The sequence below is a fragment of the Candidatus Pseudothioglobus sp. Uisw_050_01 genome (assembly GCF_048085775.1).
In the GTDB taxonomy this organism is placed as follows: domain Bacteria; phylum Pseudomonadota; class Gammaproteobacteria; order PS1; family Pseudothioglobaceae; genus Pseudothioglobus.
Genome location: NZ_CP159804.1, coordinates 92,509 through 117,920 on the forward strand (window position 1 = coordinate 92,509; position 25,412 = coordinate 117,920).

27 protein-coding genes and 1 pseudogene are annotated in these 25,412 nt (G+C 38.0%); 18 read left to right on the top strand and 10 right to left on the bottom strand.

Annotated elements, in window-relative coordinates; translation table 11 throughout:
• The first annotated feature begins 16 nt into the window (after positions 1–16).
• Positions 17–709, top strand: a complete 693-nt coding sequence (locus tag ABXT51_RS00460; protein ID WP_416695634.1) for a glutathione S-transferase — start codon at positions 17–19, stop codon at positions 707–709.
• A gap of 6 nt (positions 710–715) precedes the next feature.
• On the opposite strand, the gene ABXT51_RS00465 is transcribed toward ABXT51_RS00460, so the two are convergent.
• Complete coding sequence (locus ABXT51_RS00465; RefSeq protein WP_416695636.1) at positions 716–1,489, bottom strand: nitrilase-related carbon-nitrogen hydrolase; 774 nt, start codon at positions 1,487–1,489, stop codon at positions 716–718.
• Positions 1,490–1,799: 310 nt separating this feature from the next.
• Here ABXT51_RS00465 and ABXT51_RS00470 point away from each other — a divergent pair, with 310 nt between their 5' ends.
• The 3 genes from ABXT51_RS00470 (at position 1,800) to ABXT51_RS00480 (ending at position 4,826) form a co-directional block, all read left to right on the top strand.
• Positions 1,800–2,810 (top strand): Ldh family oxidoreductase, encoded by a 1,011-nt coding sequence (locus ABXT51_RS00470; protein ID WP_416695638.1) that lies wholly within the window; start codon positions 1,800–1,802, stop codon positions 2,808–2,810.
• 107 nt (positions 2,811–2,917) lie between these two features.
• Positions 2,918–3,844: an inverse autotransporter beta domain-containing protein gene (locus ABXT51_RS00475; protein ID WP_416695640.1), complete on the top strand. Its 927-nt coding sequence runs from the start codon at positions 2,918–2,920 to the stop codon at positions 3,842–3,844.
• Between the two features lies 1 nt (position 3,845).
• Positions 3,846–4,826, top strand: coding sequence for a hypothetical protein (locus tag ABXT51_RS00480; protein WP_416695642.1), 981 nt, complete (start codon positions 3,846–3,848; stop codon positions 4,824–4,826).
• 38 nt (positions 4,827–4,864) lie between these two features.
• Here ABXT51_RS00480 and ABXT51_RS00485 read toward each other — a convergent pair whose 3' ends face one another.
• A complete protein-coding gene (locus ABXT51_RS00485) occupies positions 4,865–5,581 on the bottom strand; it encodes an SDR family oxidoreductase (RefSeq protein WP_271556345.1) in 717 nt (238 codons plus the stop codon).
• Positions 5,582–5,707: 126 nt separating this feature from the next.
• Between ABXT51_RS00485 and ABXT51_RS00490 the strand changes: the two genes are divergently transcribed.
• From ABXT51_RS00490 to ABXT51_RS00500, 3 genes are read left to right on the top strand one after another with little or no spacing between them, the layout of a single operon-like run.
• Positions 5,708–6,277 (top strand): hypothetical protein, encoded by a 570-nt coding sequence (locus tag ABXT51_RS00490; RefSeq protein WP_416695644.1) that lies wholly within the window; start codon positions 5,708–5,710, stop codon positions 6,275–6,277.
• Positions 6,278–6,305: 28 nt separating this feature from the next.
• The gene (locus ABXT51_RS00495) at positions 6,306–7,304 is read left to right on the top strand and encodes an arginase family protein (protein ID WP_416678187.1); all 999 of its coding nucleotides are present in this window, start codon (positions 6,306–6,308) and stop codon (positions 7,302–7,304) included.
• 18 nt (positions 7,305–7,322) lie between these two features.
• Positions 7,323–7,631 carry a Dabb family protein gene (locus tag ABXT51_RS00500; RefSeq protein ID WP_416695646.1) on the top strand — a complete coding sequence of 103 codons (309 nt, stop codon included), beginning with the start codon at positions 7,323–7,325 and terminating at the stop codon, positions 7,629–7,631.
• On the opposite strand, the gene ABXT51_RS00505 is transcribed toward ABXT51_RS00500, so the two are convergent.
• The 3 genes and pseudogenes from ABXT51_RS00505 to ABXT51_RS00515 form a co-directional block, all read right to left on the bottom strand.
• On the bottom strand, positions 7,628–8,014 hold the full coding sequence (locus ABXT51_RS00505; protein WP_416687184.1) for a DUF2721 domain-containing protein: 387 nt from the start codon (positions 8,012–8,014) through the stop codon (positions 7,628–7,630). The two genes, ABXT51_RS00500 and ABXT51_RS00505, sit on opposite strands and share 4 nt — an antisense overlap.
• 64 nt (positions 8,015–8,078) lie before the next feature.
• On the bottom strand, positions 8,079–9,224 hold the full coding sequence (locus ABXT51_RS00510; RefSeq protein WP_416696318.1) for an aminotransferase class V-fold PLP-dependent enzyme: 1,146 nt from the start codon (positions 9,222–9,224) through the stop codon (positions 8,079–8,081).
• A pseudogene (locus tag ABXT51_RS00515) lies at positions 9,222–10,382 on the bottom strand (PrnB family protein); the annotation flags it as partial. The pseudogene ABXT51_RS00515 and the gene ABXT51_RS00510, both read right to left, overlap by 3 nt.
• Before the next feature lie 150 nt (positions 10,383–10,532).
• On the opposite strand from ABXT51_RS00515, the gene ABXT51_RS00520 reads away from it, so the two are divergent.
• From ABXT51_RS00520 to ABXT51_RS00530, 3 genes are read left to right on the top strand one after another with little or no spacing between them, the layout of a single operon-like run.
• Positions 10,533–11,009 (top strand): Lrp/AsnC family transcriptional regulator, encoded by a 477-nt coding sequence (locus tag ABXT51_RS00520; protein ID WP_416695648.1) that lies wholly within the window; start codon positions 10,533–10,535, stop codon positions 11,007–11,009.
• 25 nt (positions 11,010–11,034) lie between these two features.
• The gene (locus ABXT51_RS00525; protein ID WP_416695650.1) at positions 11,035–11,208 is read left to right on the top strand and encodes a hypothetical protein; all 174 of its coding nucleotides are present in this window, start codon (positions 11,035–11,037) and stop codon (positions 11,206–11,208) included.
• The gene (locus tag ABXT51_RS00530; RefSeq protein ID WP_416695652.1) at positions 11,205–11,366 is read left to right on the top strand and encodes a hypothetical protein; all 162 of its coding nucleotides are present in this window, start codon (positions 11,205–11,207) and stop codon (positions 11,364–11,366) included. Before ABXT51_RS00525 ends, ABXT51_RS00530 begins: the two co-directional genes overlap by 4 nt.
• A 120-nt stretch (positions 11,367–11,486) precedes the next feature.
• On the opposite strand, the gene ABXT51_RS00535 is transcribed toward ABXT51_RS00530, so the two are convergent.
• Genes ABXT51_RS00535 through ABXT51_RS00550 form a run of 4 tightly spaced genes read right to left on the bottom strand, consistent with a single transcriptional unit; the run spans position 11,487 to position 14,921 of the window.
• Entirely contained in the window at positions 11,487–12,197 is a 711-nt protein-coding gene (locus ABXT51_RS00535) for an MBL fold metallo-hydrolase (RefSeq protein WP_416695654.1), read from the bottom strand.
• Between the two features lie 50 nt (positions 12,198–12,247).
• Positions 12,248–13,027 (bottom strand): glucosamine-6-phosphate deaminase, encoded by a 780-nt coding sequence (gene nagB / locus ABXT51_RS00540; RefSeq protein ID WP_416695656.1) that lies wholly within the window; start codon positions 13,025–13,027, stop codon positions 12,248–12,250.
• The gene (nagA, locus tag ABXT51_RS00545; RefSeq protein ID WP_416695658.1) at positions 13,024–14,172 is read right to left on the bottom strand and encodes an N-acetylglucosamine-6-phosphate deacetylase; all 1,149 of its coding nucleotides are present in this window, start codon (positions 14,170–14,172) and stop codon (positions 13,024–13,026) included. The genes nagB and nagA overlap by 4 nt, the downstream gene beginning before the upstream one ends.
• Complete coding sequence (locus ABXT51_RS00550; RefSeq protein ID WP_416695660.1) at positions 14,169–14,921, bottom strand: GntR family transcriptional regulator; 753 nt, start codon at positions 14,919–14,921, stop codon at positions 14,169–14,171. The genes nagA and ABXT51_RS00550 overlap by 4 nt, the downstream gene beginning before the upstream one ends.
• 337 nt (positions 14,922–15,258) lie before the next feature.
• Between ABXT51_RS00550 and ABXT51_RS00555 the strand changes: the two genes are divergently transcribed.
• From ABXT51_RS00555 to ABXT51_RS00590, 8 genes are all read left to right on the top strand, one after another.
• Entirely contained in the window at positions 15,259–17,250 is a 1,992-nt protein-coding gene (locus tag ABXT51_RS00555; protein WP_416695662.1) for a beta-N-acetylhexosaminidase, read from the top strand.
• Positions 17,251–17,260: 10 nt separating this feature from the next.
• The gene (locus tag ABXT51_RS00560; protein WP_416696319.1) at positions 17,261–18,184 is read left to right on the top strand and encodes a carbohydrate ABC transporter permease; all 924 of its coding nucleotides are present in this window, start codon (positions 17,261–17,263) and stop codon (positions 18,182–18,184) included.
• Positions 18,181–19,065: a carbohydrate ABC transporter permease gene (locus ABXT51_RS00565; protein ID WP_271556329.1), complete on the top strand. Its 885-nt coding sequence runs from the start codon at positions 18,181–18,183 to the stop codon at positions 19,063–19,065. Before ABXT51_RS00560 ends, ABXT51_RS00565 begins: the two co-directional genes overlap by 4 nt.
• A gap of 78 nt (positions 19,066–19,143) precedes the next feature.
• Positions 19,144–20,349: an ABC transporter substrate-binding protein gene (locus ABXT51_RS00570; protein WP_416695664.1), complete on the top strand. Its 1,206-nt coding sequence runs from the start codon at positions 19,144–19,146 to the stop codon at positions 20,347–20,349.
• 170 nt (positions 20,350–20,519) lie between these two features.
• Positions 20,520–21,614 (top strand): ABC transporter ATP-binding protein, encoded by a 1,095-nt coding sequence (locus tag ABXT51_RS00575; RefSeq protein WP_416695666.1) that lies wholly within the window; start codon positions 20,520–20,522, stop codon positions 21,612–21,614.
• 10 nt (positions 21,615–21,624) lie between these two features.
• Positions 21,625–22,779 (top strand): Gfo/Idh/MocA family protein, encoded by a 1,155-nt coding sequence (locus tag ABXT51_RS00580; RefSeq protein WP_416695668.1) that lies wholly within the window; start codon positions 21,625–21,627, stop codon positions 22,777–22,779.
• A 32-nt stretch (positions 22,780–22,811) separates the two neighbouring features.
• On the top strand, positions 22,812–23,666 hold the full coding sequence (locus tag ABXT51_RS00585; RefSeq protein WP_416695670.1) for a sugar phosphate isomerase/epimerase family protein: 855 nt from the start codon (positions 22,812–22,814) through the stop codon (positions 23,664–23,666).
• Between the two features lie 11 nt (positions 23,667–23,677).
• Positions 23,678–24,715 carry a Gfo/Idh/MocA family protein gene (locus ABXT51_RS00590; protein ID WP_416695672.1) on the top strand — a complete coding sequence of 346 codons (1,038 nt, stop codon included), beginning with the start codon at positions 23,678–23,680 and terminating at the stop codon, positions 24,713–24,715.
• Between the two features lie 34 nt (positions 24,716–24,749).
• Here ABXT51_RS00590 and ABXT51_RS00595 read toward each other — a convergent pair whose 3' ends face one another.
• Complete coding sequence (locus tag ABXT51_RS00595; RefSeq protein WP_416652240.1) at positions 24,750–25,283, bottom strand: tetratricopeptide repeat protein; 534 nt, start codon at positions 25,281–25,283, stop codon at positions 24,750–24,752.
• Between the last annotated feature and the right edge of the window lie 129 nt (positions 25,284–25,412).

Below are 25,412 nucleotides of genomic sequence, written 5' to 3' on the forward strand. Positions count from 1 at the left end.
ATTGGGAGACTAGCTAGTGGACATAAAAATTATATATTTTGATTTACCTTTTTGGCGTGCTGAAATATCAAGACTACCTCTGTTCATCGCAAATATTGACTTTGAAGACTTCAGGCCTAGTGATGATGAGTGGGATTATGCCAAAGAGAATGGGAAAATGAAGGATGGCACAAAAATCCCATTCAGTGAACTGCCCGTTCTATCTATAAATGGTGAGAGTGTCGCCCAGACAATTGCAATCGCAAGAATATGCGGCAAGCTTGGCGGAATGTATCCGGAGGATATTATTGAGGCGGGCAAGGTTGATCAAATCGTTGTTGCTGTTGAAAATATTAATGCACTTTTAAGCCCCTCAATGAAAGAAAGTGATCCAATAAGAAAGAAGGCAATGCGAAAAGAGTTGGCCTCTAATGAGCTGCCAACATACCTTGGTTATTTACAAAATATTTTAGATGCCAATAACTCAGGCTGGTTTGTTGGAGGTAGCATGACTATTGCAGATCTTGCAGTTTGGAGTCTTTTGGGCTGGATCGCATCGGGCGTTATTGATGATATCTCAGCAGAGGTTATTCGCCCATTTGATGGTTTGGTGAGACTATACAATGAAATCAATAAAAATCCTAGCGTCAGAGCGTGGAAAATTAAGACCTATGACTATGATAAGGTTCGAGATGATGAGTATAGCTTTGGCGTTCCAGACAGCATATAAAGAGAGTTAATTGAGCATTTTTGAGTCATCAAGGTAGGGAAGTTTATTTCGTACTGATGAGATTGCATTGGTGTTGATCTCTCCTGCGATGACTTTTTCACTTGTTCCAGCGTTTACAACATCAAGCCCATCTGGCCCAATAATCTTGCTCTCACCCATAAAATTGATGCCATTTAAGTTTCCAGTAGAGTTGGCATAAATCACATATATTCCATTTTCAAATGCCCTAGTTCTGCAATTATAAAGAGCTGCAGCTGGCCAATTAGATGACTGACCTGTTGGAGCGATAATCAATTCAACGCCTTGTAGGGCTAATTTACGAATTATCTCTGGAAACTCTAGCTCATAACAAATGACGATTGCAGATTTTATCCCATTGACCATAATTATCGAACTCTTGCTACCTGGTTTAAATATCTTTGACTCGTTGGCGGTGGGCGGCAGCATTTTTTTGCGATGGTTTACAAGAGACGCGCCCTTACTATCAAAATACTGAGCTGAGTTAAACAGACTGTTTTTGGCCATTTCTGGATAACCATAAAGAATGCCGGTTGAGTATTTTTTTGCAAGAGCGCTTATTTTGTTTGCGAACTCACCGTCAATCTGCTCACAATACTCTTTGATTTTATCAAAGCTACCGTACCCAGAAAGAAACAGTTCAGGGCAAACGATTAAGTCTAGCCCATCAGTTTGCTGTAATTTTTCCTCTAGCCTTTGAACTCTTCTTAAAGGAGTTTCATCGCGCATTTTGTATTGAAATATGCCTGCGTTAATTTTCATTTTTTTTCTCGCGCTTTACGAATTTTCTTAATCCAATTATAGGGCTTTATAACAATCCAATATATCCATACAGGTGCAACAACGATATAGAATATATGCCAATAAACGTTATAAAGATCAAACCAACTGATGAATATTTGATTATTTAGTTTTGAGTATGTTGTCGCAATGAAAAACGAAAACAGTATCCAAAAGATACTGAGGTAAAAACTAATTCTTGTTTTTAATGAGAAACTTATCATCAGAAATGATTGCACTATATAACCTTAAGGTAACTATAATTTAATTTGCAAATTTATAGAGACTTTCGATGATAAAAACATTACAGATAAGCGAGAAAGAGGCCTGGGATTTGGCGTTTAATGCCTTAACTAATAACCAGACTTCTGATGAGAATGCAAGGGAAGTTGCTGACGCCTTAATTAATGCTGAGTTTGATGGACAGGCTGGTCACGGCCTATCACGTATACCTTCTTACGTTGAGCAGGTATTGTCAGGTAAGGTCGCTGGAAATGTAACCCCCTCACTTTTAAGTTCAAAGGGGAGCGTCATTCGAGTTGATGCCAATCAAGGCTTTGCTTTTCCAGCAATCGCATTAGCCCTCAGTGAAATAACAAAGACTTGCAAGAACTTTGGCATTGCCGCTGCAAGCATTTCTCGCTCGCATCACTTTGGTCAGGCGGGAAGGCATGTTGAAAGACTCGCTGAAGATGGTCTTGTTGGATTGATGTTTGGTAATACGCCTAAAGCGATTCCGCCTTGGGGTGGAACGAAACCCTTATTCGGTACAAACCCAATCGCATTTGCCTCGCCAAGAGAGGCTGCAGCTCCATTAGTCATTGATATGAGCTTAAGTAAGGTAGCACGCGGCAAGGTGATGGTGGCCAATCAACTCAATGAAAAAATTCCAGAGGGCTGGGCGATAGATAAAGAAGGCAGGCCAACAACCGATGCTAAAAAAGCACTTGAGGGAGCAATGCTTCCAATTGGAGATGCCAAGGGGAGCGCTCTAGCTCTCATGGTGGAGATGCTTGCAGCTGGGCTTACCGGTTCAAACTTTGGCTTTGAGGCGAGCTCTTTTCTTAACGCTGAGGGCGATTCACCGGGCGTTGGTCAGCTGATTATTGCTATTGATCCTAGTTTTTTCTCTGGAGAGGGTTTTGCCGAGAGAACTGAGACCCTGGTAGGTGCAATCCTTGAGCAGCCAGGTACAAGGCTTCCAGGTGATAAGCGAATTGAAAAGAGGAAGGTGCGTGAGAAGTCACAAACGATCACCATCTCCAAGGACCTCTATGAAAAAATTGAGGTATTAATCCATTAGTTTTATTGACTTATGAGTTTTTATAGTTCATTTTGAATTATAGACGTAATGCACCTTAAACTATATAATGTCCCGCTTACAAACTAATCATTACAAGGAAGTATGAAATGAGTTTTTCAAATTCAAATCTAACAAAGACAGCGCTCAGTGCACTCTTAACAATGTCACTCGGTTTCTCACTCAGCGTAAGCGCGGATGACTCTGAGCAAATCAAGTCTTCACTGATGAGTAGAATGACTAGCTCCGCTAGCTCTTTTGTCTCGACAGGTATTGGCGCTCTATTAAGTCCAAACTTTAATACCGTTGAGGTCAGCACCAACCTAAAAGAGGGTGACTCATCGGTTGATATTGGTGTTCTTAGGGCTTATGGCGACAACCCAAATTCATTTATTTTTAACCAGATCAACCTCAATCGTTTTGATAAGAGAACGACTTTAAACCTTGGTCTAGGCTATAGAAGACTCAACGCTGACGAGACATGGATGACCGGCGTTAACGCGTTTTACGATCACGAGTTTCCAAACGATCACAAACGTAATGGCGTTGGCTTTGAGCTTATTAGCTCGATTTTTGAGACAAGGGTGAACTCATACAATGGCACCACAGGTTACATTAAAGATAAGAGCGGAACTGACTCAAAGGTTTTAGATGGAAGGGACATGGGCTTTAGGGTAGCACTTCCTTACTTTCCAGGCATGATGTTTGGAATGAACGCAGTGCAGTGGGATGGTATCGATGGCCTTAAAGATCAAAAGATGCGGAAGTACTCTTTAGGCGGAAGCCTCTCAGATAACTTATCTTTGAATTACGTCCGTACCGATTATAAAGATGCTACTAAGAAGGATACTGATTCAATTTCTCTGAACTACACATGGGCCTTTGGTCAAGAGAAACACGTAAGGCCAACACTATTTACCTTTGCTGATAATGCCTATGAACTTAAAAAGCTTGGCGCAGAGAGGTACGACCTCGTGAAGCGTGAAAATCAGCTTGTTAAGAAAAAGTCTGGCACATTAACCGTAACTGGAATCTAATATGAAAACATTAAACTTAAATAAAATCATTTTATTAGCCACCTTATTTTTAGCGGCAATAGCATTTTCAAATAGTGCCAATGCGCTTTGTGTTGTTAATGGAGATGGAGCCATTGTTATCGCAAGTGGAGACTCAGAAACTCCAGTTAAAGATGATACTACAACTGATGACTATACAGCTTTAGATGCAACAACTGACTGCTTAATTACACCTGATATCTACAAATTAAACATTTATAAATTTGGTCTTTGCACGGCTGATCCTGATCTCAATGACTTGAGTAGTTGTCAGATGTTCTTTGAGAGCGCTGCAGGCATTGAACTTGATATCCAGGCGGGTGTTAGTGCAACGCTACCTATACCAGAATTCTATATTGAGCCAGGAACCTACCCATTCTTGTATGTGCAGTTAAGCTCTAAGCTCGGCATGCAATGGTCAGGAAGATTTAGTAATGATGTTGATGGATCGTCTGGCGATGGAAACGGTGGAACTTATTGTTGGACTAGTAATGCAGGCAGTAGGGCATCTAGTTATCCAGATAATGGTGCTGCATTTACTACAGCACATGGCACCTCTTTGGCACAAAATGTTAAAACAATGGACTGTGGAACCGCTGAAGGTACCGTTGTTACTACGTACGAGGCTCTAACCAAGTTTTCTCAGACAAATTGTTCTTCTAATTTGGCTGCTAATGGTGATAAAAGTACCTTTGCAATTGAGGGCACAGGGACGACTCGCGGGATACCAACAGTTAACTTACTAACATCTGCTGATGCATTTGCAACAACTTGTGCGAATGCAGCCAAAATTGCTTGGACAACAGCCCTGTCGACTTCTTATGTTGTCACGGAAGATTCCACTTTTGCTATGAGCGTTAAAGCGACAGCGGCAAATTCCCTTGAATTTAGTGACGGAGATGATAACGACATACTCCTTATTGGTTCGGGTGCGCCTAGAATCTATTTGACTGTTACAGATTAATTAAATCCTATTATCTCTTTTACGCGGGTTGCTTTAGACTATGAAAGTCGGGAGCGACCCCCATCAACTCCGATTATTTGACCTGTAACCCAAGAGCTCTCATCGCTCAGTAGAAACTTTGCAATTGAGGCAGAGTCTTTTCCCTCACCAACCCTTTTAAGTGGGTGCGCTTTAGCAAGTGCCTCAGCAACAATTGGATTCTTTAACATTGGCTGAGCAATTTTAGAGTTCGTAAGGCTTGGCGCAATACAGTTAACGCGAATACTTGGTGCAAACTCTGCGGCAAGCGTTACTGTTAGGCCCTCAATCGCTGCTTTGGCAGTTGCAATAATTGTATGGTTGGTAAAGCCTTTTTGGGCGGCAACGGACGAGAATAGAACGATTGACCCATTATTTTTCTTTAACTCTTCTTGAAAACCTTTAATCGACTCAATTGCTGAGTAGAGGTTTAACTTCATGCAATTATGTAAGTCACTTTCGCTCACTCTTTTAAGTGGCTTTAGATCAATTGATCCGACGCAGTATGCGACTCCCTTGACATCAAAGTCTGAGGTATCTGCTTTAACCTTGTCTATAAAGTTTTCTTCTAACACGTCAGCAACAGAATAAGTGCAGCCAAGTTTTTCTGATAATGGTTTTAACTCATCCTCATTTCTGGCAATTAAATGCACTTCATGATCTGAGTTTGTAAGCTGCTCTGCAAGGCTTGATCCAATAGATCCAGTAGCCCCAAAAATTAGATATTTATTTGACATATAAGTTTTTTAAATGAGTGAAAAGACAAGCTCATTATTTTAGCAACTATTAATCATTAAAGATATTATTTGGATAACTATTTTGTTTATACTTTATTAATTACTGAACTTAATTTGCTTTTATTTATGAAAAAACTATTTACTATCTTATTACTATCCATCGGCTCTATGAGCTCATCGTATGCCGACACAAAAGTTTCAGAAGAGGCAATAAGGTGCTCAGCGCTTATTTATATTCAGCTTACCAGGCCAGAGATGGCCGGCCTCACTGCAGGTGAAGGAATAATGAATAGAATTTATGCCTACCACGCCATTGATGGAACGGACATGGAGATGACTAACGGCCAAATTGTTGCCGCTCAAACAGAGGCCATAACTACGCTCTCTCAAGAGTATATAAAGGGCGCTAATCTTGCAGTAGAGTACCGTCACTGTATTTATTGGATGACAGACATTGCCAACTTTATTAATATCAGTGAGTATGTTTCTCCAGAGAATCAGACTGAAGAGTCAGATGCTGCGGAGATGGCGCTCTTTTTATCTGCGCCGACAGAGTCTTCTATTACAACCTTTAAAAACCCTATTAAAACATGGGGGCAGCAGGTTGATTTAGGCTTTGCATCATGGGCTTCACAGGAGTTAAAGGTGCCCTATAAAGAAGCTATTCTAAGTAAAGTAAGTGAGAAGTTCGAGTAGATTTTTTCCAATTATAGGTACTAAAAGAATGGATAAGAAAACTAGAGATAACGCTGCGATGATGAATGGCCTCTATTGGTGGGGCGTGCCAACCCTTTTTCGTTGTCCTCATAATCCTGAGACAGAAGGCTGCGACATTGCACTCGTTGGCGTTCCTCATAGCACTGGAAATGGGACTACTCAGCGTGATCAACATTTGGGCCCGAGGGCAGTCAGAAATATTTCTGCTCAGGGAAGACGCGGACACCTCAAGTTTGGTATTTCTCCTTGGGAGATGTGCGAAATTAGAGATTTTGGTGACGTTCCTCTGCCCGAGGCAAATAACAATGAGAAGTGCATTGAGCACATAACCGAATTTTATGACATTATTGCCAAGTCGGGTGTTAGACCAGTTTCAATTGGCGGTGACCATTCGATTACTGGCGGAATCCTTCAGGCAATTGCAGGTCCAAAATCGAAACTAACGGGTGGTAAGAAAGCGGTTCTTGTTCACTTTGATGCGCATACTGACGCATTTCATCAGCTTGATCACTTCTTGGGGGCTGTTAAGTCTGCAGCCCATTGGGCAAGCTACCTAGTTAGAGATGGCTTTGTAGATGCTTCAAAAAGTATTCAGGTTGGGATTCGGGGAAACACCAGAACTCTAGACTGGCTAAACTCAAGTTACGAGCTGGGCTATGAGATTATCACTAAAGACCAGTATGACGAGTACGGTGTTGAAAAATGTATTGAGATGATCCAGGAGCGTGTTGGGGATTCACCTATTTATGTGACCTTTGACTTAGACTGTTTGGACGTCACTGTGGCGCCAGGTGTTTCAAATTTAGAGCCCGCGATTGAAGGCTTTAAAATGCCGGACGTGCTTCAAATGCTGCAAGGTCTTCGCGGTAAGAATGTCATTGGAGGTGACGTAGTTTGTCTCATGCCAACGGTTGATTCGCCGAACCAAATTACAGCGCATGTTGCCAACGCGATCATGTTTGAAATAGTTTGTTTGATCGCTGACAATATAGGCAAAAAACCGTAACTTATTTTTATGTAGCTAATGATAAAGCACTGTGTATTTCTTAATTTTAAATCTGAAATAAGTGAGTCTGATCAATTTGATGTTTTTGAGGGCCTTTCAAATCTCAAGAATCAAGTTGAAGGTTTAAATGATTTTGAATATGGAAATAATCTAGATTTTGAGCAAAAATCAGCCGACTATAATTCTGGCTTTATAGCAAGCTTTGAGAATCACCAGGCATTGCTTGAATATAATGAGCATCCAGAGCATGTCCTTCTTGGTAGTAAACTTATTTCAATGTGCAAAAAGGGACATCAAGGGATTATTGTTTTTGATATAGAAACTTAACCCTTGTAATTTTCAAGGTGAATATCCAGCGCCTTAGTAGAGATTAATGTTTCAAGCAACGCAAAAATTAAAGATGCTGACAGCATTAAAAGACCAAAACCAAAAATATAATACGCAAGAGAAATTTGCTCGATATAAAAACAAATAATTGTCATTAGATTGAAAATGAAACTTACAATTCCAAAGACCTGCATCCTTTTAATATAAGTAACGCGCTTCTTGAGAATATCCAGTTGCTCCTCAGTGTGTTTAGTCTTGGACTCATCACTACCCTCTGTTGTCATTGCTCTAATAAGGACACTTAGGGAATGAAGGCGATTTGTATAGGCTACAAAGAGTAAAGAAATTGCGGGGAAAAGCAGTGCGGGTGTTGTCATATCCATAACGCCCTATTTTAATTAGTAATCTACTTCAATGTACTTAAATCCTGATTTAGTAAGACTAGTTTTAAAGCTTGGTTGACTTTATAACGCTTAATAGCTGATCGATATCTTCGGCATCATTATAGATATGGGGAGATATTCGGATTCCATGACTTCTAAGATCAACACTAATATTATGCGCTTTAAAATTCTTTAACATTTTCTGTTGGTTGCTCCCAAAGTCCAATATCATCGTGCCCCCTCTAATTGCCTCTTCCCTGGGTGAGACGAATTCTAAATCAAGCGCATTTGCAGTCTTTTCTATTAAGAGTTGGTTATGTTTCCTAATGTTTTTTAATCCAATCTTTGTAAAGTAATTGATGCTATGAGTTGCTATGGCGTAGGGCGCAATTGATGGAGTACCTCCCCAAAATTTAAGTGCACTGTCATGGTAGCGAAAATTATGAATATCAAATTCAAATGGATTCTCATGGCTAAACCAACCTACGTCTTTTGGATTACAAGAGGCAAGGCGAGCTGAATTAACCCATAAATAAGCAGCCCCAGGGCCTCCGCATAACCACTTGACACTCGATCCAATCATAAAATCTGGGTTTAACGCCTTTAGGTCTATCGGCACAACACCCACAGACTGGGCAATGTCTAAAATAGAGATGATATTTCTAGCTCTTGCCATTGAAAGCACCTGTGAGATTGGCGACAGCTGACCCGTATTTGAATATGCATGACTGACGAAAACTAAATCAACATCCTCTGTTAGGTACTCGTCCCATACGCCTACATTCGTTATATCAATATTGGAGGGAATAAATCTAATCTCACAGTCTTCAGGTAGTGATTTTTTAAGGGCAAAGCCCATTCCTGGAAAGTCAATTTCACTGACCAAGATGACGCAATTTTTCTTTTGAGCCTGATCTAAAGACATCAATATTTTAGTTAATCCACTTGATAAATTAATTTGCGGGCAGAATTCAGATTGCTTTGCATTAAAGAGTTTCGCTAAAGAAGTTGTAAAGTCATTAATAACTCCAAGCCATTGCTCCCAAGGCTCGTTAAGTGAATTTTTCCAAGGAGTATAAAGCTGCTCTGAAAAGTTTTTTTCAGAGGTTTTTAATGGTCTTCCAACAGAGTGATTAAGGAGATAATTTGCTTTCGTTAAAATAAAATCCTCTTTAAAGTTATGCTTATTTACTTTGCCATTAGTTGACAAGCGCTTTTTGAGGAGCGCAATATCAGCAAAGCGCGTTCGTATATCACTGCGATCAGCTCCTGCCCTTCGATCCCTTAATTTTTCAAGTGAGTCCAGTAAAACTTTTAATGGCGGACCGCTCGCGGTAATATTACTAAGTTGAGATTCTTTAAGGTCTGTTGAGGGCTGCGCAATATATTTCTCAACGAGCTGATTATGGTGCTGAGTTGCAGCGTCACCATGAAGCTGACAAATTTCAAGGAACAGAGTGAGATTATCCTTGTACCACTTTTTAGAGGAAACGTCAGCACTTAGAAAATCATCCATAATGCTGGTTCTTCTCATGCAGTCTCTTAGAATGCTTTGATCTTCTGGGACCATATATAGAAATTTATCAACGAGCATTTGTGAATAAGCGGGTTCATTAGCAAAGCAAAGTCCAAGCAAAATATCAATAACATTTATTCCTGCAAAATCACCTGCATTTGCTCCTCGATAGACCTGAAATCCAACATGATAAGGCTTGTAGTAGGGACGAACACAGTAAAAGAAGTCATCAACACTAAGCTTATTAAATAATGCAGCATTAGATTCAATGACTTCTTCAAGCGCCTCTTTAACGACTACTAATAGTTCAGGACACATCGGATGAGAAATGCCTAGTGGATGCAATTTAAGTAACGCGTCAGCGGCTCTTTTATAGGCAAGAATTGCTTTAGTGTTGTAATCGAGAAATAACTTTTCAGCAGGCAGCTTTGTAAAGCTTTTATATACTCCATCTACTGCTTTGTTGTGCGTTGAAAGGTGGGCGGTAGCAAAGCGAGGCGTAACACCAATTGAGGCGCCTATATTCATAGCAAGTCCTGAGGCCTCTTTCAGTGGTGAAGTGGATTGTTTTGAAGGATCGGTGATTTCATGTCTTCGACATGCAGCCATATAAAGACCAACATTACCTAATAAATCGAATGCATTATCAAAGCCTTCATCAGTATTTCCCTCAGATAAAAGTGTTTTAATTATCTCCCTGCCTTCATCCTCTAGAGCTTTCTTTAAATCGTCGCCAACGGACTCGACATTAGTGCGTTCACTTTGATTTGAGTAAAGCGCTTCAAGCTCTGAATTTAATTCAACAAAGCGATTTCTAATCCAGTAATCAAAGGTCTGCGAGTTTGGAGTCATTTCTATAGTTATTTATATAAAAAAGGCATAATATCATTATTTATCGAGTTTTAATCACTAAAATTAACTAATAAATAGTATAATAATAGAGATATTCATTAAATTAAAGTATATTATTATTGAATATCGCTAATTTATTGGAAATTAAGAATGAATACTAATATCGATACTAAGGATTTAAGCATTTTATCTATTCTTCAGAATAGGGGAAGAATAGCTATTTCAGAGTTGGCTGCAAAATTAAATATGTCCGATACGCCCTGCCTTAGAAGGGTTAAAAAACTTGAAGAGGCGGGAGTCATTAATGGGTATAGTGCAAATATAAATCCTGAAGCGATGGGCTTTAATGCAATGGTCTATGTCTTTATAAGGCTAACTGAGAATTCAAATATCAGCGCTGATTTATTTGAAAATGCAATGAAAAAATTACCAGAAGTTCTAGAGTGCTCTGTCATAACTGGCTCACATGATTATCTTTTAAAGATTATTGCAAATGATTTACTTGGCTATGAAAGTTTTGTTAAAAAATCGCTTGGTAGTTTGACGTGTATTGCTAGTATTGAATCGACGGTAGTATTAAAGCAGACATTTGCTAGAGGCGAGCTTCCAATAGAGATAATAACCTAATGAAACAACTAAGAGAGGAGATAAAATGGAAATCCAACAACTAGAACCACAATTAGAAAATATGCAAGAAGAATATGAAAAGGCTCAAAAATTTAAAGAGTATGTTCAAGGTATATTCATAGAGAATAACTCTCAAGAGGAGTTTAAAAGAAGAGTAGATGCAATCTTTAATGAAACATTTAAGGATGAGCGTTTATGACACTTGCTAAATATAATACGAAAAATGGTTCTCCAAATGATAGGCGCAAGAGAAAGAGAACTTTAGAGCAAGAGTTAGAAGAGCTTCGTATTAAGAGTCGAAGTGATAAAGATCTTCATGAAGAGCTTGATCTTCTTGAAAATGAAGACAGTGAGTAAAAATAACTTTTACTTCTTCCTTTGGATTCTATTTAACGTAATAGTTAGCGTTATCTTTTTGGCTCTGATCTACTAGTCAAATTTTAGTGAGTATGAGGGAGTAATAGTTTTTTCTTAATACTAATTTATAGCAGTTACTAATCCACAGCTTTGATTTGCTGGAACTGATACTTTTATTTTTTTCGGCATGCTTAACTTTAAATTATTTACATTTTTAATAAATGTTTGTTGATCAAAGGATTCTCTAATCATTGAGTTAAACTTCTTCTCTTCACCAATGGTACTAACTGATAATCCGTTGTAATCATGTGCTGGATATACTTCAGTAGTATCAGGAAATTTAAAAAGCTTATGAATTGATTCATAAAGAGATATGGCTGAACCTCCTTGAAAATCACATCTTCCAGTACTTCGTATAAATAATGCATCACCAGTAAGGATTTTATTACCGATCTTATACGACATGCACCCTAAGGTGTGCCCTGGGGTTTCTATTGCAGTAATATCATAATTACCAATCGAAAGAATATGGCCTTCGCCCGCCATAATATCTGAACATGCTTCAGCGTCAACATTCTCCATCCCTATAACAATTTTAGCTTTAGGATAGAATTTTTTTAGAGGACACGCACTGGTTATATGGTCAGCGTGGATATGCGTTTCAATAATAAATTTTAAGTCTAGACCTAGCTCTTTTAGCAAAGCTGTATCTCTGTCAATCATGATGTCTACCGCGTCTACAATTGCGGCTTCTTTAGAATCACTATCTGCAATAAGGTAGGTGTAAGTACAACTTTCTCTTTCAAATAGTTGTTTGAAAATTAAACTCATATTATTGGACTCAATATATTGGAATTAAATTATTAAATAAATATTAATACTCAACACATAAATTTAAGGTACATTTTTTCGGTGTGTATATAGTAATCATACAACTTTAATTCAGATGCTGCAAGACTATCTAAAACAATAACAACATTTTGATGATTTTGAAGGACGCTTCCAGGACAGAAAGAGGATATAGGGCCTTCAACTAAATCTGCAACTGCTTTACTTTTGTGTTTACCTAGGCCAATGAGAATAATATTGTCAGCATCCATAATTGTTCCAATACCCATTGTCACTGCAATGGATGGCTGAAACTCCTTATCATCAAAGAAGCGCGCATTGTTTGCAACCGTATTTTCAGTTAGCGTCTTTACTCTGGTCCTTGAGCTGAGGCTAGAAGTAGGCTCATTAAATCCAATATGCCCATTTGTACCTAAGCCTAATAATTGAAGATCTACTCCCCCAATCGATTTAATCTTGGACTCATAATTTTCACAACAAAGCTCATAATCGTTATTAAAACATTCAGGAATATTCGTATTTTTCTTATCAATATCAATATGATTAAATAATTTATTGTTCATATAATGACGGTAGCTTTGAGTATGTCCTGGCTTTAAACCAACGTACTCATCTAAATTAAAAGTAGTAATATCTTTGAAGCTTAAGCCGTCAGAATTATGCTTTTTAATTAAGGCCTCGTAAGTTAAAAGAACAGAGCTGCCAGTCGCAAGACCAAGAGCTGCATTTTCTTTATTGACTATAAAATTTTCAATAAATCTTGCAGCAAAATTGCTCGCCTCTTTTTCACTTGGAAGAATAACGACTCTCATAGCGCTTCTTGTTTTAGGTGTTTGCCAGCAACCCAGACATTATGAATGTTAAAGTCAAGGTCAAAGTGAGCAAGGTCAGCCCGATAACCTGATTTCAAGGAGCCAAGATAATTTCCAACACCTAGGTATTCTGCCGGATAACGTGTTGCCATTGCAATAGCATCATTCAATGGGATATTGCAACTAAGATAGGCGTTCTTAATGGCATCAATTTGTGTTATTGAGGAGCCAGCTAATTTGCCTTCTGAATTGATAAGACGGCCATTGGATTCACTAACTACCTCATCATAAAGCTCAAAAGAAGGCTCACCATGATTAATTGTGGCCATAGAATCTGAAACAAAAAATAGCTTTCCTTTAGGTTTTTGATTGTAAGACATCTCAATTAATGATGGATGCACATGATGCAGGTCAGCAATAATACTGGCTGAGGCATTATCAAAATTTAATGCCGAGCCAACAACACCAGGTTCACGTGCTGAGATTTGTCCCATCGCATTAAAGAGATGTGTAAAACCGTCAAGTCCATATTTAATTGCCTCTTCAAGCTGATCATAGCTTGCATCAGTATGGCCCGCTAGAATTTTAAAGCCAAGTGATTTAAGGTGCTTTAACTGTTTGATAGAAATGCATTCTGGGGCTAATGTAAGCATCACTGGAAAGCCTTGTAGGCTTTCAAATAAGTTTAAGTAATCATTGTTTATCGTATTGATATATTGTTTTTGATGAACCCCTCGATATTTAACATTAAAGAAGGGGCCTTCAATATGAAGCCCTAGGAGGGATTTATTATTATTAACCTCACTAGATATTGTTGAAGTACATCTTTTAAGAACATTCAATGAGTCACTAATGACAGTTGGCATTATGCTGGTCGTGCCAAAGTGTTGATGGGCCATTATTATTTCATCTAAGCTCTCTTTATCTGGCGAGTTATTAAACAGTTTCCCACCACCACCATTTACTTGAAGATCAATAAATCCTGGAGAGAGGATGCCACCATTTAATTTTTGAATTTTGAAGTTATCTTGAATAGAATTATCATTAACTATATCAATAATTTTTTCATCATCAATTAGGAGTGCTTTATGATCAAAGAATTCATTGCCAGAAAATATTTTAGCACCGGTGATTGCTTGTTTCATCCAAGCTCCACAACATAGTCATAGCGATCACCACGATAATAAGATTGAGTATATTCAACAACTCTTCCGTTAGAATCCTTGCCTCTTCTTTCCACAAACAACACTGCACTACCTGGCTTGATTTCAAGCTTATCTGCTAGGTTATCATCTGCAACGATGGCATGAATATTTTGTTTTGCAGAAACTGGGTTCATATTCTTGGATTCAAGTAACTCATAAAGCGAATCATCAATTGCAGATGTTATAGATATGATAGCTGCAGGTATTACAGCAATTTCATAAAGTAGCGGCTCATTAACTAAGTACCTTACTCTATTGAGGCGATGAACATATTCATCCTCATCTAAATTTAAAATCAAGGCCTCCTTAGCGCTTGCTTTACCTTCTTCACGCAAGATGGTTCTTGAATAAGATTCGAGACCCCTCTTTTTCATATCTGCAGTGAAGCTGTTTAGCGATGAAAGATTCTTATGAAGAACTAAATCAACACTTTCAGCAACAATCGTTCCAGCACCCTGACGTTTATTTAGAAGACCTATTTCTACCAGCTGATCGATTGCTTTGCGAACAGTAATTCTAGACATATTAAGCTTAGCTGCTAATTCTCTCTCTGGCATTAAAGCGTCTCCAGGCGCTAAAAGACCTTGTTGAATTGCCCTATTAAGTGATTTAGATAATTGTTTATATAGCGACTCTGGCCTGTCAGTAGAGGGCATTAAAAAATTAACTAGATTGTTGATATCATCCATTAGCTGTAAATAAAATAAAATATTGGTACTAAATTGGTACTATTATATTCTATCTTAATTTAAAAAGTAAATTTTTTATAATAAATTCAATATTAAGTGAAAGGAGCTAAATTATTTGTCAATTTTTTCTTATTTAATCGTTTATATAATGAGATCTTTAAGAACTATAGGTCTTTTAATATATTATTATTTATAAAATAATTAAACTTATTTACTTTTTAATAAATACCTGTTATATAATACCATTTCATTACCAATTTTTATATAGATTAGTATGCCTGCAAAGCCTTAGGAAGGTTTTTTGTTTTATAACAATACTAGTCAGTGAGGAGAAATATTGATTTCAACAGAGTTTTCTTTGACAACATCTATCAATTCAGATAATTACTTTTGCTCAACGCTTATTAATAATTCTAATGAGTCGATTGAGAATTTCATGTTCTGTTTCAGCATACTTGCGCCCGTGAAGGTTATTGAAAATTGCAGCATTTTTAAAAGTGCTGGTGGATATATAGAGCTAACCCATCTTGAAAATTTCGTTTTAAAACCTGGAGAGGAATGGAGTTTCAAATACGCCTATAAAGAATCTAGACATATGCCAATGAATCACAGATGGGCTCCCCAGGGCGTTTTTTTAAAAAATAATAACGGTGAAGTAGTTAATCTTGAAATGATTGATTTGGATCTTAAAAGAATCTCCTCCGTGGCACCAACTCCTAAGTATTCTAGTGATAAATTAAATCATGAATCACTAAGGTTGGTGCCACATCCTTATTCATGGGAGGCTAGTGCTGGTGTGTGTAATTTATGTGCTCCTATCAACATACTATTCAATGACAGTGACATTATAAACAATGCTTACAAGTCAGCCTCTGATTTAGGTAGTCGATTAAATCTTAATCTTTTTTCTGGCCCTGTGAATGAAATTAATGAGAAGGCATCCTCCTCTGTAAAACTTAAACTTCAAAACCATTTAAGTGACTCTTCATATCAAATTATTATTACCAGTGATGATGTTGAAATTACCGCTGGAGATGAGTCAGGTTTTTATTATGGCCTTATTTCTTTGATGCAATTAAACCAAACATATCACCAATTAATTCCATGTGGCTCTATCGTTGATAAGCCTCGATTTGGTTGGAGAGGCCAACATTTGGATACTGTGAGGCATTTTTATTCAGTAGACAGTTTATTAAAATTACTTGATTTAATGAGCCTCTTTAAGCTTAATAAGTTTCATTGGCATGGAGTTGACGATGAGGCCTTTCGCTTCAAATTTGATAGAAATCCTGAAGTTGCAACTGCAACTTCTAAAAGAGGAAATGGTTTGCTAGTGCCGCCTGTTTTTGGTTCTGGACCAGATGCAACTGGTGGTTGTTATGATAGAGAAGATATGCATAAAGTCATCAATAGGGCAACAGCTAACTTTATTGAAGTAATGCCAGAGTTTGATTTGCCTGGGCATAATATGGCATTAATTAACCTCTTCCCAGGTTTGCGTGATCCTGAAGACCAAAGTTGTGAGGTCTCAGTACAAGGATACTCAGAAAACACACTTAACCCAGCGATGCCAGAAACATTTTCGCTTGTTGAGTCTTTAATTGATGATTTATGTGACATGTTTCCTGGTGAGTATATTCATTTAGGTGGTGATGAGGTTGCACCAGAATCGTGGACAAAATCGCCTGCAATTGATGTGTTGAAGGCAAAGCATAGGCTTAATAATGGTAAAGATGTTGCTTCTTGGTTTATTAATAAGCTTTCTAAGAGGGTAGAGCTTAATAATAAAAAAACAGCTTCCTGGCAGGAGGCTGAAGATGGTGAGCACCATGATGATAGGTCAGAAAAATTACTATTTTCTTGGCAGGATCTGGAATCCGGTTTTGATTTAGCAAGAGAAGGTTATAAAGTCGTCCTATGCCCTGCTGAGCACATTTATTTTGATATGGTCCAGAGCAGAAATTACGCTGATCGTGGAGCAAATTGGGCAGCAGTGATACCTTTTGAGAAAGTTGTTGATTGGCCCATTATTCCAAATAATGAGCCAGAACTTGAAGCTAATATTCAGGGAATTCAAGGACATCTTTGGTGTGAAACGATTCTTAAGGATAACGAAATGGAATCAATGCTGTGCCCAAGAATTCTTGGACTAGCAGAAAGCGCCTGGTCGAGTGAATCAAACAGAAGAAAAGGCTCTGAGTTGGGTGATTTAGCTGTAACTAGCTATCGAGAATTATTTGATAAAATTGAATGGGACCACTATAAAGCTGAGAATTTTGATATCATGTCCGATCCATTAACGAATAAGGAGGCTTTGGCCAGTGAGTAGTTTGATACAAATGCTGAAACCCAAAACCAAATCACAAACAACCACAATGTTTGCTTGGGCATTAATTGCGCCTGCTGCAATGGTTATGTTTTGGATTGTACTTTGGCCTTTGTATGAAACCTTCCGCCTGTCTTTTACTAATTCGAACCTTGGAACCCTAATGGGGGGTGCTGATTTTATAGGCTGGGAAAATTATGAAAAAGCCATTGGAGGTCGAAAGTTTCCTGCGATAGTCACTCGAACTTTCTACTGGATGTTCTTATCTGTTGGTTTCAAAATGATTTTAGGTTTAATTGGCGCAACACTTTTGGCGAGTAATATAAGGGGGCGCGGACTTATGCGTGCTTTAGTTATGCCGCCATGGATTGTGCCTATAGCAATTGGCTGTTTTGGTTGGGTGTGGCTTTATAATGGTCATTTTGGCCTACTCTCAAATTTTATAGAGATGGTGGGTATCACAGACGGGCCTTTTAGTTTCTTAGCGTATAAGCAGAGCGCTTTTTATTCAGCAGTTGTGACCGATGTTTGGATTGGAACGCCAATGGTAACCTTATTCTTTTTGGCGGCAATGCAGGGCGTTCCAAAAGACTTATATGAGGCTGCGTATGTTGATGGTGCTTCGAGGTGGTATCGATTTAGAAGGATTACTTTGCCACAAATTATGCCTACCATTGTCTCTATGGCTTTACTGTCAGCAATCTGGACTTTTAATTCATTTGAAATTATTTGGATCTTGACAGAGGGCGGTCCTCGTGGGGCAACCACTACATTAATTATTGATACCTTTAAAACAGCGATCTTTAATTATAAGTTTGGTGCTGGCGCGACAAGAGCGGTTCTTGTTGTATTAATATTAGGTGTGTTTTCAGTACTTTACCTAACTGTACTAGGAAGATTGAGTAAAAAATATGGCTATGGTGGGGTTCAGAAATGATGGATAAGTACTCATTACTTCATAAGATTGGAATTTATGTCTCTCTCGCAATATTCATATTGTTTATGTTGCTTCCTTTTGTTGAAATGTTTGTAGCTTCTCTCAGGCCAATCACTCATTTATTTACTAGGCCAGATGTTCCAATGGGTGAGACGATGAGTTTTTTTGATTTTATGAGCAGGTTTTGGTCAGATACTATGAGTTTTCAGGCGTACAGAGATATGTGGGTTACCGTTCCTCAATTACCGCGTTATATTTTTAATAGCGTATTCATAGCATCAGCTGTTACTCTTTTATCAATGTGCTTTATTGTTCCAGCCGCCTATGCCTATGCACGTTTCAACTTTCGAGGAAAAACTACTAGTCTTACCCTCTTTTTGGCTGTAAACATGTTTTCAGGAGCGGTTCTTTTAATCCCTTTGTATAAATTATTACGCTCTTATGGTTTATTAAATACCTATTGGGCTATGATTATTCCTGGTGTGGCGTTTCTTATACCAACAGGAATATGGCTGCTTAAGTCTTTTTTAGAGAAGATACCCTATGAGTTAGAGGAGGCTGCATTTGTTGATGGTGCATCTCGCCTTTATACCCTTAGGCGTGTAATCCTGCCTCTAGCAGTTCCTGGTTTAATTGTGGTTGGTGTTGCAATGTTTATTGGCGCTTATGCGCAACAATTTTTATTTGCAATTACTTTTAATCAAAATAGAGATTACATGCCACTACCAGCTGGTATTTTTGAGTTTATTGGATACCAGACAGTGCTCTGGAATGAAATGATGGCAGCAAGTCTTGTTGGAGTTCTGCCCGTGTTGTTAATTTTCCTGTTTATGCAGAAACATCTCATATCAGGTTTAACTTCAGGTGCGGTAAAGGAGTGAGATTCAAAAGTCTCACATAAAGTGTTATTAGGATAATTTAATTCTAGTAACTTGATGTAAATAGAAAAGGAGAAGTAAATGAAAAATATAAAAAAAGCACTCTTCTTAGCGGTATTGGGTGCAGGTTTAATGGCTCCAGTGCAAGCTGAAGAAGTGCATATGATAATGTGCGGTGGTGAAATCCGTGAAGCTGATAAAGTAGTAATTTCTACTTTTGAAGCAAAATACTCAGGCGTTACAGTGAATGCTGAAGCGGTTCCTTGGGGAACATGCCAGGACAAAGCAATGACACTAGCAGCAGCTGGTGATCCTGTTGGTTTGGCTTATATGGGTTCACGTACTCTGAAGCAACTAGCTCTAAGCGGTCTGATTATTCCAGTAGATATTGCTGATGATCAGAAGGAAATGTATCAGCCAGGTATTCTTAATACAGTATCTAGTGGTGGAAAAACTTGGGGCTTCCCTCACGCTTTCTCTACTAAAGCTCTATTTATCAACTGTGGTTTAGTTGAAGAAGCAGGCATGGCTTGTGTTGCTCCTAAGACATGGACAGGTATGCATGCAATGGCTAAAGCAATCAATGATAATACTTCAGCTGCGGGTATTGGCATAACTGGAAAGGACTTTGACAACACTATGCACCAATTCCTAAATTACTTATATAGTAATGGCGGCTCTGTAAATGATGCAGATACTGGTGAGATAACTTTTAATAGTCCTGAGACTATCGAAACTCTTGAGTTTTATGGTAAGTTAGCTGGTGTTGCTCAGGAAGGCCCAATGGGCTATGAGCGTGGACAGTTGACTCAGTTGTATAACGATGGTCAGATTGGAATGTATATTAATGGTCCATGGGGTGCTGGTCAGCATAATGATAATATTGCTGAAATAGTTGTCCCTATTCCTGCTGGTCCTAGTGGTTCAAGTGGAACATTATTAATTACTGACTCAATTGCAGTATTTAAGGGTTCTGCTAATGAAGATCTAGCAATGGAGTTAGCTTCTATGCTTTCATCTGGTGAAGCACAGTATGACCTAGATAAGAGCTGGGGCTTAACACCAATCATGCAGTATGAGAAAATGATGGATGATGTTTACTATACTACTGACTACTGGCAGACGTTTGTTGCGCCAATTGGTAGTGGCGGTCCAGAGCCAATGTTTGAAGACTTTAAAGCATTGCAAGCTGGCATCAATGGTGCTATCCAAGGCATGATCTTGGGTGAAGGTTCTGCTGCTGATTTAGTTGCAGAAGCTGCTGAAATTTTAGCAGAAGGTAATTAAGTCAATTAGTTGACTATTTCAGGGGTAACTATTAGTTACCCCTGAATTTTTTTAAAGGCTTACTTCAAAAAGAGGTTAATTTAAAAGTACCCTTTTGAAGCTTGCTTTAAACATAAGTAATAGATAATTTAATTGCGCACTGAGTATGCGCTCTTTTTAAGGAAGAAAGAATGGCAACAGTAAAACTTGAAAATATTTATAAAAGTTTTGATGAAACAGAAGTTTTATTTGATATTAATTTAGAAATAAAGGATAAAGAATTCGTTGTTTTTGTTGGACCTTCGGGTTGTGGAAAAACAACCTTATTAAGAATCATTTCAGGCTTGGAGGAGGCGACGTCAGGTAGTGTAATTATTGATGATAAAGATGTTTCTAATGCACCTCCAGTTGAAAGAGGTATCGCAATGGTTTTTCAATCCTATGCCCTCTATCCCCATCTATCAGTCTTTGAAAATATAGCATTCCCACTTAGGGTTGCAAAACTTAATGAAAAGGAACTGGAAGAAAAAGTATTTAAAGCTGCGGATATCTTGCAGTTAAGAGATCGTTTAGATTTCAAACCAGGCCAACTATCAGGAGGCCAACGCCAAAGGGTAGCCATTGGCCGCTCTATTGTTAGAGATCCAAAAGTATTCCTTTTTGATGAGCCTTTATCCAATCTTGATGCAGCTCTTCGCGGAGATATGCGGGTTGAGCTAGCAAAGCTCCATCAAAATTTAAAGACAACAATGATTTATGTTACTCATGATCAGATTGAAGCGATGACAATGGCTGATAAGATTGTTGTATTGCGTGATGGCGTTATAGAGCAGGTAGGATCACCAATGGATTTATATCATAATCCTAAAACAAAGTTTGTGGCAGGCTTTATCGGCCAACCAAATATGAACTTCCTTAAAACAACTGATACAGAAATTAAAAATAAAAAACTAGTTGCAAATATTGGTGACTTGAATTTGGACTTGGCTGTTGACGTCTCTAGCACAAAAGCAGGTGATGAAATAGATGTTGGAATAAGACCAGAAGATCTAGTCGTTTCTTCATCAAAAGGCGGGGTTCCAATGCGTGTTGAAGTTGTTGAACATATTGGAGCAACAGTTATCTTACATGGCTCTGTTTTAGGCAATAGTAATTTCTGCGCTGTAGTGCCTAGTGACTCAATTATTAAACCAGGTGAAACTGTCAACCTAGTTTTTGATTCTTCTAAGTGCCATACTTTCGACTCATCAGGACAGGCACTTAAGAAAACGAATAAAAAGAAATAAGAGAATAATCATGAAAACTGGAATTGTTGGCCTAGGTTTAAGAGCTGCAAATGTTCTTAAAATGCTTGTAGAGGATCTACCAGAATTAGATTTAGTTGGTTATGTTGATCCTGATCCATGTGGATTATCTATACTTGATGATGTCCCCCATAATTTAATTAGATTTGAAACCCTTGATGAGATGATTGAAAAATGTAGTCTTGATCTTCTATGGGTTGCATCTCCAAATCATCTTCATCTAGAGCACATTAAAGGCGGTCTTGAGGCTGGCTTAAAAGTTTTCTCAGAAAAACCTATTGTTACGACAAAAGAGGATAGCTTTAGTCTCGCTAAATTAATAAAAAAATATGGTGAATACCAATTAATTGTTGGACTTGTTTTGCGATATTCAGTGCACATGCGAGAACTGAGGAGAGTTCTTGATGCTGGAACTTTAGGAAATATAACTTCACTTGAAGCCAATGAACATATAGCTCCATTTCATGGATCATTCTTTATGAGAGATTGGCGCCGACTTGAAAAATATTCAGGAGGTTTTATGTTAGAAAAATGTTGCCATGATATTGATTTATATAATAGTATTGTTGGCGATAGACCATCCAGAGTAATTAGTTTTGGTGGGCGAAACAACTTTATTCCTTCAGAGGCTCCTAATGGAAATGAGCATGATGATGTTTACCAAATAAAAAAATCTTATTGGGAAAGCGCTGATGATCCATTTACGAGTAACGCTGATATTATTGATCATCAGAACGCATTAATAGAATACCCAAATAATGTAACTTTCTCATTTCATACCAGCATTAATGTTCCTGATGAGCAGCGGCGTTTTTGTATTATTGGAAGTCGAGGTATGGCTGAAGGTGACTTTGGAAGAGGCGGACTCAAAATTACAGATGCGCGAACTGGTAAGTGCATAGAGGATCATGATTTTAGTGTTTCAATGGCTCCTGATGAGGTAAATTATCCAGCTCATTATGGTGCAGATAAGTTAATGTGTGAGGATATTGCAAGCTTTCTTAGAGGTGATTTAAAATCCCTGCCTGTTGGACCAAAAGAGGCTATAACAGCTGGTTTAGTTGCTTTGGCAATTGATGAAAGTATGAGTTCAGGACAAGTTGTTGATATGGCTGAGACGTGGAAAGAATTGGACTCATTATATTAAAGGAGTGGGGTTTTGATTAAAGGAGTGGGGTTTTGATTAAAGGTATAAGTTATCTTTCTTTTGAAAATGGACTGGCAAATACTGAGTCAATAGAATCTGCATTAACACAGACAAAAACTTTTGGCTTCGATGCACTAGAGCTTGGTATATCAACAGACGGCGTTTTAACAACTAACACCACTAAATCTGAATGTTTAAAGATACGACAAACTATTAATGATTCGGGGGTTTTTGTAGATAGTTTGGCTACTGGAATAAGTTGGGGGGTAAGCCCAACTAGTAATGATGAGGCTACTCGTAAAAAATCAATTAGTCTTCACCAAGATGCACTAAAGGTTGCTGGTAATCTTGGGTGTAAGGCATTATTAATAGTCCCTGGCGTAGTTAAAAGTCCAATTTCTACTGATATTGTTCGTTATGATAGAGCTCTAGATCGGTTAAGAGATGCGGTCAATCAGTTGCTGCCAATTGCGGAAGATCTTGATGTTGACTTATGCCTTGAAAACGTATGGAATGGCTTCTTTTATTCACCTATTGAGCTTAGGGATTTTATTGATTCTTTTGATTCAAATAAATTAGGTGTTTATCTAGATATAGGCAATCTTATTGGTTATCAGCAACATCCACCTCACTGGATTGAGTTACTTAACTCAAGAATAAAAAGAGTTCAAATAAAGGATTTTCAAGAAAATTTTGACTGGACTGGTAGTTTTAGTTTTTGTGATCTTGGGGCTGGTGATGTGCCTTGGAAGGAAACAATAGACGCACTTAAGGCAATTAATTATCAAAATACGATAATCGCTGAAATGCTTCCTTGGGATGAAACAATTTTATCTCGTACATCTGCTGCAATGGATCAATTATTCGATTTCAACTCTATTTCTTAAATTTAAAACCTATGACTAATAAACTTAAAGTTGGCGTAATTGGCCTTGGAAGTATGGGGTCAACCCATTTGGATATTTATTCAAAAATAAATGATATTGAAGTCATCGCTATTGCGGATTCAATTCAGAGTAGACTAGATGGATCAAGCAAAGCAGAGGGTAATATTAGTGGCCAGGCTGAAGGTGGAGTTCTAGGTCTTAGTGTTCAAAAATATCTTGACGGTATGGACCTTATAAATAATCCAGACATTGATATAGTTGATATATGCGTTGGGACTGATCTGCATTTTATTTTTGTTGAAGCTGCACTAGCTAAGAATAAACACGTGTTAGTTGAAAAGCCATTAGCTAGAACTTATGATGAAGCAAAAAAAATTATCCAGTTAGCCAAAAAAAAATCTTCATGTCATGTCATGTCGGCTATGTGTCTAAGATACTGGCCAGCATGGGTTGTTCTTAAGGAAGCAATTGAAAATAACACTTATGGAGAATGCTTATCACTCAACTTTAAGAGGCAGACAAGTTTTCCAGGAGGTGCATTTTATTCTGATGAGAGCCAGTGCGGTGGTGCCCTTTTAGATCTGCATGTGCATGATACTGACTTTATTAATTACTGTTTAGGATTGCCAGACGCAGTCTTTAGCCAAGGATACAAAGGCCCAAGTGGAGGTGTAGACCATGTTGTTACAAATTATATATTTAGTAAGACTAATGCATCTCCCCTAGTAAGCTCTGAAGGAACATGGGCTATGCAGGAAGGCTACGGTTTTAATATGTCATATACTGCTAATTTTGAAAATGGCACTCTCAGCTATCTTTTAGATGAAGATGAAACATTAAAACTATTCAGAGCTGGGTTTGAGCCTAAATCTATAAAGTTAAAAGAAGGGATGGGTTACGAGCATGAAATTCGAGCTTTTGTCGATGAGATTTTATCTGGTAATAAGACAAACTTTGATTTATTGCTTCAAGCAGCAGAGACAATTGCGATTATTGAGGCTGAGAAAATAAGCATTGAGACTTGCTCAGTCGTAGCTTTAGAAGCCTAACTTAATAGTTAGGCTTTTTAGAGTAATATTTTAGCTAGTAAGTTGCAAGTTTAAAATCATCCCAGACTTGTTGTGCAAGCGCGCCAATATATGCATCATTATTCTCTAGAGCTTGTTTAATCCAAAATCTAGCTTCTAAGATATTTTTATCATCCCCTTTACCAAGAAGATACATTCTTCCAAGGTTATATTGAGCTGGAGCATCACCCTGTTCAGCAGCTTTTATAAACCAACTAAAAGCAAGTTTATCATTTTGGACAGCACCCTGACCTCTGAGATATAGATTGGCTAAATTATATTGTGCGTTAACATTACCCAGTTCGGCAGATTTTTTATACCATTCAATTGCTTCCTTAAAATCTTGTGCTGTTCCTTTACCATTTGCATGCATCCAACCAAGGTTGTATTGAGCTCTTGCATTTCCATCTTCAGCAACTGGAGTCCATTCAGTAATAGCACTTTCATAGTTACCACTGACATATTCTCTCTGCCCAGATATATAATCAGCAAAGGAATTAGTAAATAGCATAGACATTAGAAAAGCTAAAAGAATTTTATTTTTTGACATAATTTTCCTTAAAAGTTTAAGTAGTTCTTAAGTGGTAATCCTAATGTGGAACATATTAACATATCTGCATAAAAATTTGCAGGTTTGAATGATCCTAATTGTATTAATTAATTTCGCAATTCACTATAG

What these genes read in the sequence shown, in the direction of transcription:
- ABXT51_RS00465 (WP_416695636.1), bottom strand. Translation starts at nt 1,489, where the DNA reads ATGAAAATTAACGCAGGCATATTTCAATACAAAATGCGCGATGAAACT.
- ABXT51_RS00470 (WP_416695638.1), top strand. Translation starts at nt 1,800, where the DNA reads ATGATAAAAACATTACAGATAAGCGAGAAAGAGGCCTGGGATTTGGCG.
- ABXT51_RS00475 (WP_416695640.1), top strand. Translation starts at nt 2,918, where the DNA reads ATGAGTTTTTCAAATTCAAATCTAACAAAGACAGCGCTCAGTGCACTC.
- ABXT51_RS00480 (WP_416695642.1), top strand. Translation starts at nt 3,846, where the DNA reads ATGAAAACATTAAACTTAAATAAAATCATTTTATTAGCCACCTTATTT.
- ABXT51_RS00485 (WP_271556345.1), bottom strand. Translation starts at nt 5,581, where the DNA reads ATGTCAAATAAATATCTAATTTTTGGGGCTACTGGATCTATTGGATCA.
- ABXT51_RS00490 (WP_416695644.1), top strand. Translation starts at nt 5,708, where the DNA reads ATGAAAAAACTATTTACTATCTTATTACTATCCATCGGCTCTATGAGC.
- ABXT51_RS00495 (WP_416678187.1), top strand. Translation starts at nt 6,306, where the DNA reads ATGGATAAGAAAACTAGAGATAACGCTGCGATGATGAATGGCCTCTAT.
- ABXT51_RS00500 (WP_416695646.1), top strand. Translation starts at nt 7,323, where the DNA reads ATGATAAAGCACTGTGTATTTCTTAATTTTAAATCTGAAATAAGTGAG.
- ABXT51_RS00505 (WP_416687184.1), bottom strand. Translation starts at nt 8,014, where the DNA reads ATGGATATGACAACACCCGCACTGCTTTTCCCCGCAATTTCTTTACTC.
- ABXT51_RS00520 (WP_416695648.1), top strand. Translation starts at nt 10,533, where the DNA reads ATGAATACTAATATCGATACTAAGGATTTAAGCATTTTATCTATTCTT.
- ABXT51_RS00525 (WP_416695650.1), top strand. Translation starts at nt 11,035, where the DNA reads ATGGAAATCCAACAACTAGAACCACAATTAGAAAATATGCAAGAAGAA.
- ABXT51_RS00530 (WP_416695652.1), top strand. Translation starts at nt 11,205, where the DNA reads ATGACACTTGCTAAATATAATACGAAAAATGGTTCTCCAAATGATAGG.
- ABXT51_RS00535 (WP_416695654.1), bottom strand. Translation starts at nt 12,197, where the DNA reads ATGAGTTTAATTTTCAAACAACTATTTGAAAGAGAAAGTTGTACTTAC.
- nagB (WP_416695656.1), bottom strand. Translation starts at nt 13,027, where the DNA reads ATGAGAGTCGTTATTCTTCCAAGTGAAAAAGAGGCGAGCAATTTTGCT.
- nagA (WP_416695658.1), bottom strand. Translation starts at nt 14,172, where the DNA reads ATGAAACAAGCAATCACCGGTGCTAAAATATTTTCTGGCAATGAATTC.
- ABXT51_RS00550 (WP_416695660.1), bottom strand. Translation starts at nt 14,921, where the DNA reads ATGGATGATATCAACAATCTAGTTAATTTTTTAATGCCCTCTACTGAC.
- ABXT51_RS00560 (WP_416696319.1), top strand. Translation starts at nt 17,261, where the DNA reads ATGCTGAAACCCAAAACCAAATCACAAACAACCACAATGTTTGCTTGG.
- ABXT51_RS00565 (WP_271556329.1), top strand. Translation starts at nt 18,181, where the DNA reads ATGATGGATAAGTACTCATTACTTCATAAGATTGGAATTTATGTCTCT.
- ABXT51_RS00570 (WP_416695664.1), top strand. Translation starts at nt 19,144, where the DNA reads ATGAAAAATATAAAAAAAGCACTCTTCTTAGCGGTATTGGGTGCAGGT.
- ABXT51_RS00575 (WP_416695666.1), top strand. Translation starts at nt 20,520, where the DNA reads ATGGCAACAGTAAAACTTGAAAATATTTATAAAAGTTTTGATGAAACA.
- ABXT51_RS00580 (WP_416695668.1), top strand. Translation starts at nt 21,625, where the DNA reads ATGAAAACTGGAATTGTTGGCCTAGGTTTAAGAGCTGCAAATGTTCTT.
- ABXT51_RS00590 (WP_416695672.1), top strand. Translation starts at nt 23,678, where the DNA reads ATGACTAATAAACTTAAAGTTGGCGTAATTGGCCTTGGAAGTATGGGG.
- ABXT51_RS00595 (WP_416652240.1), bottom strand. Translation starts at nt 25,283, where the DNA reads ATGTCAAAAAATAAAATTCTTTTAGCTTTTCTAATGTCTATGCTATTT.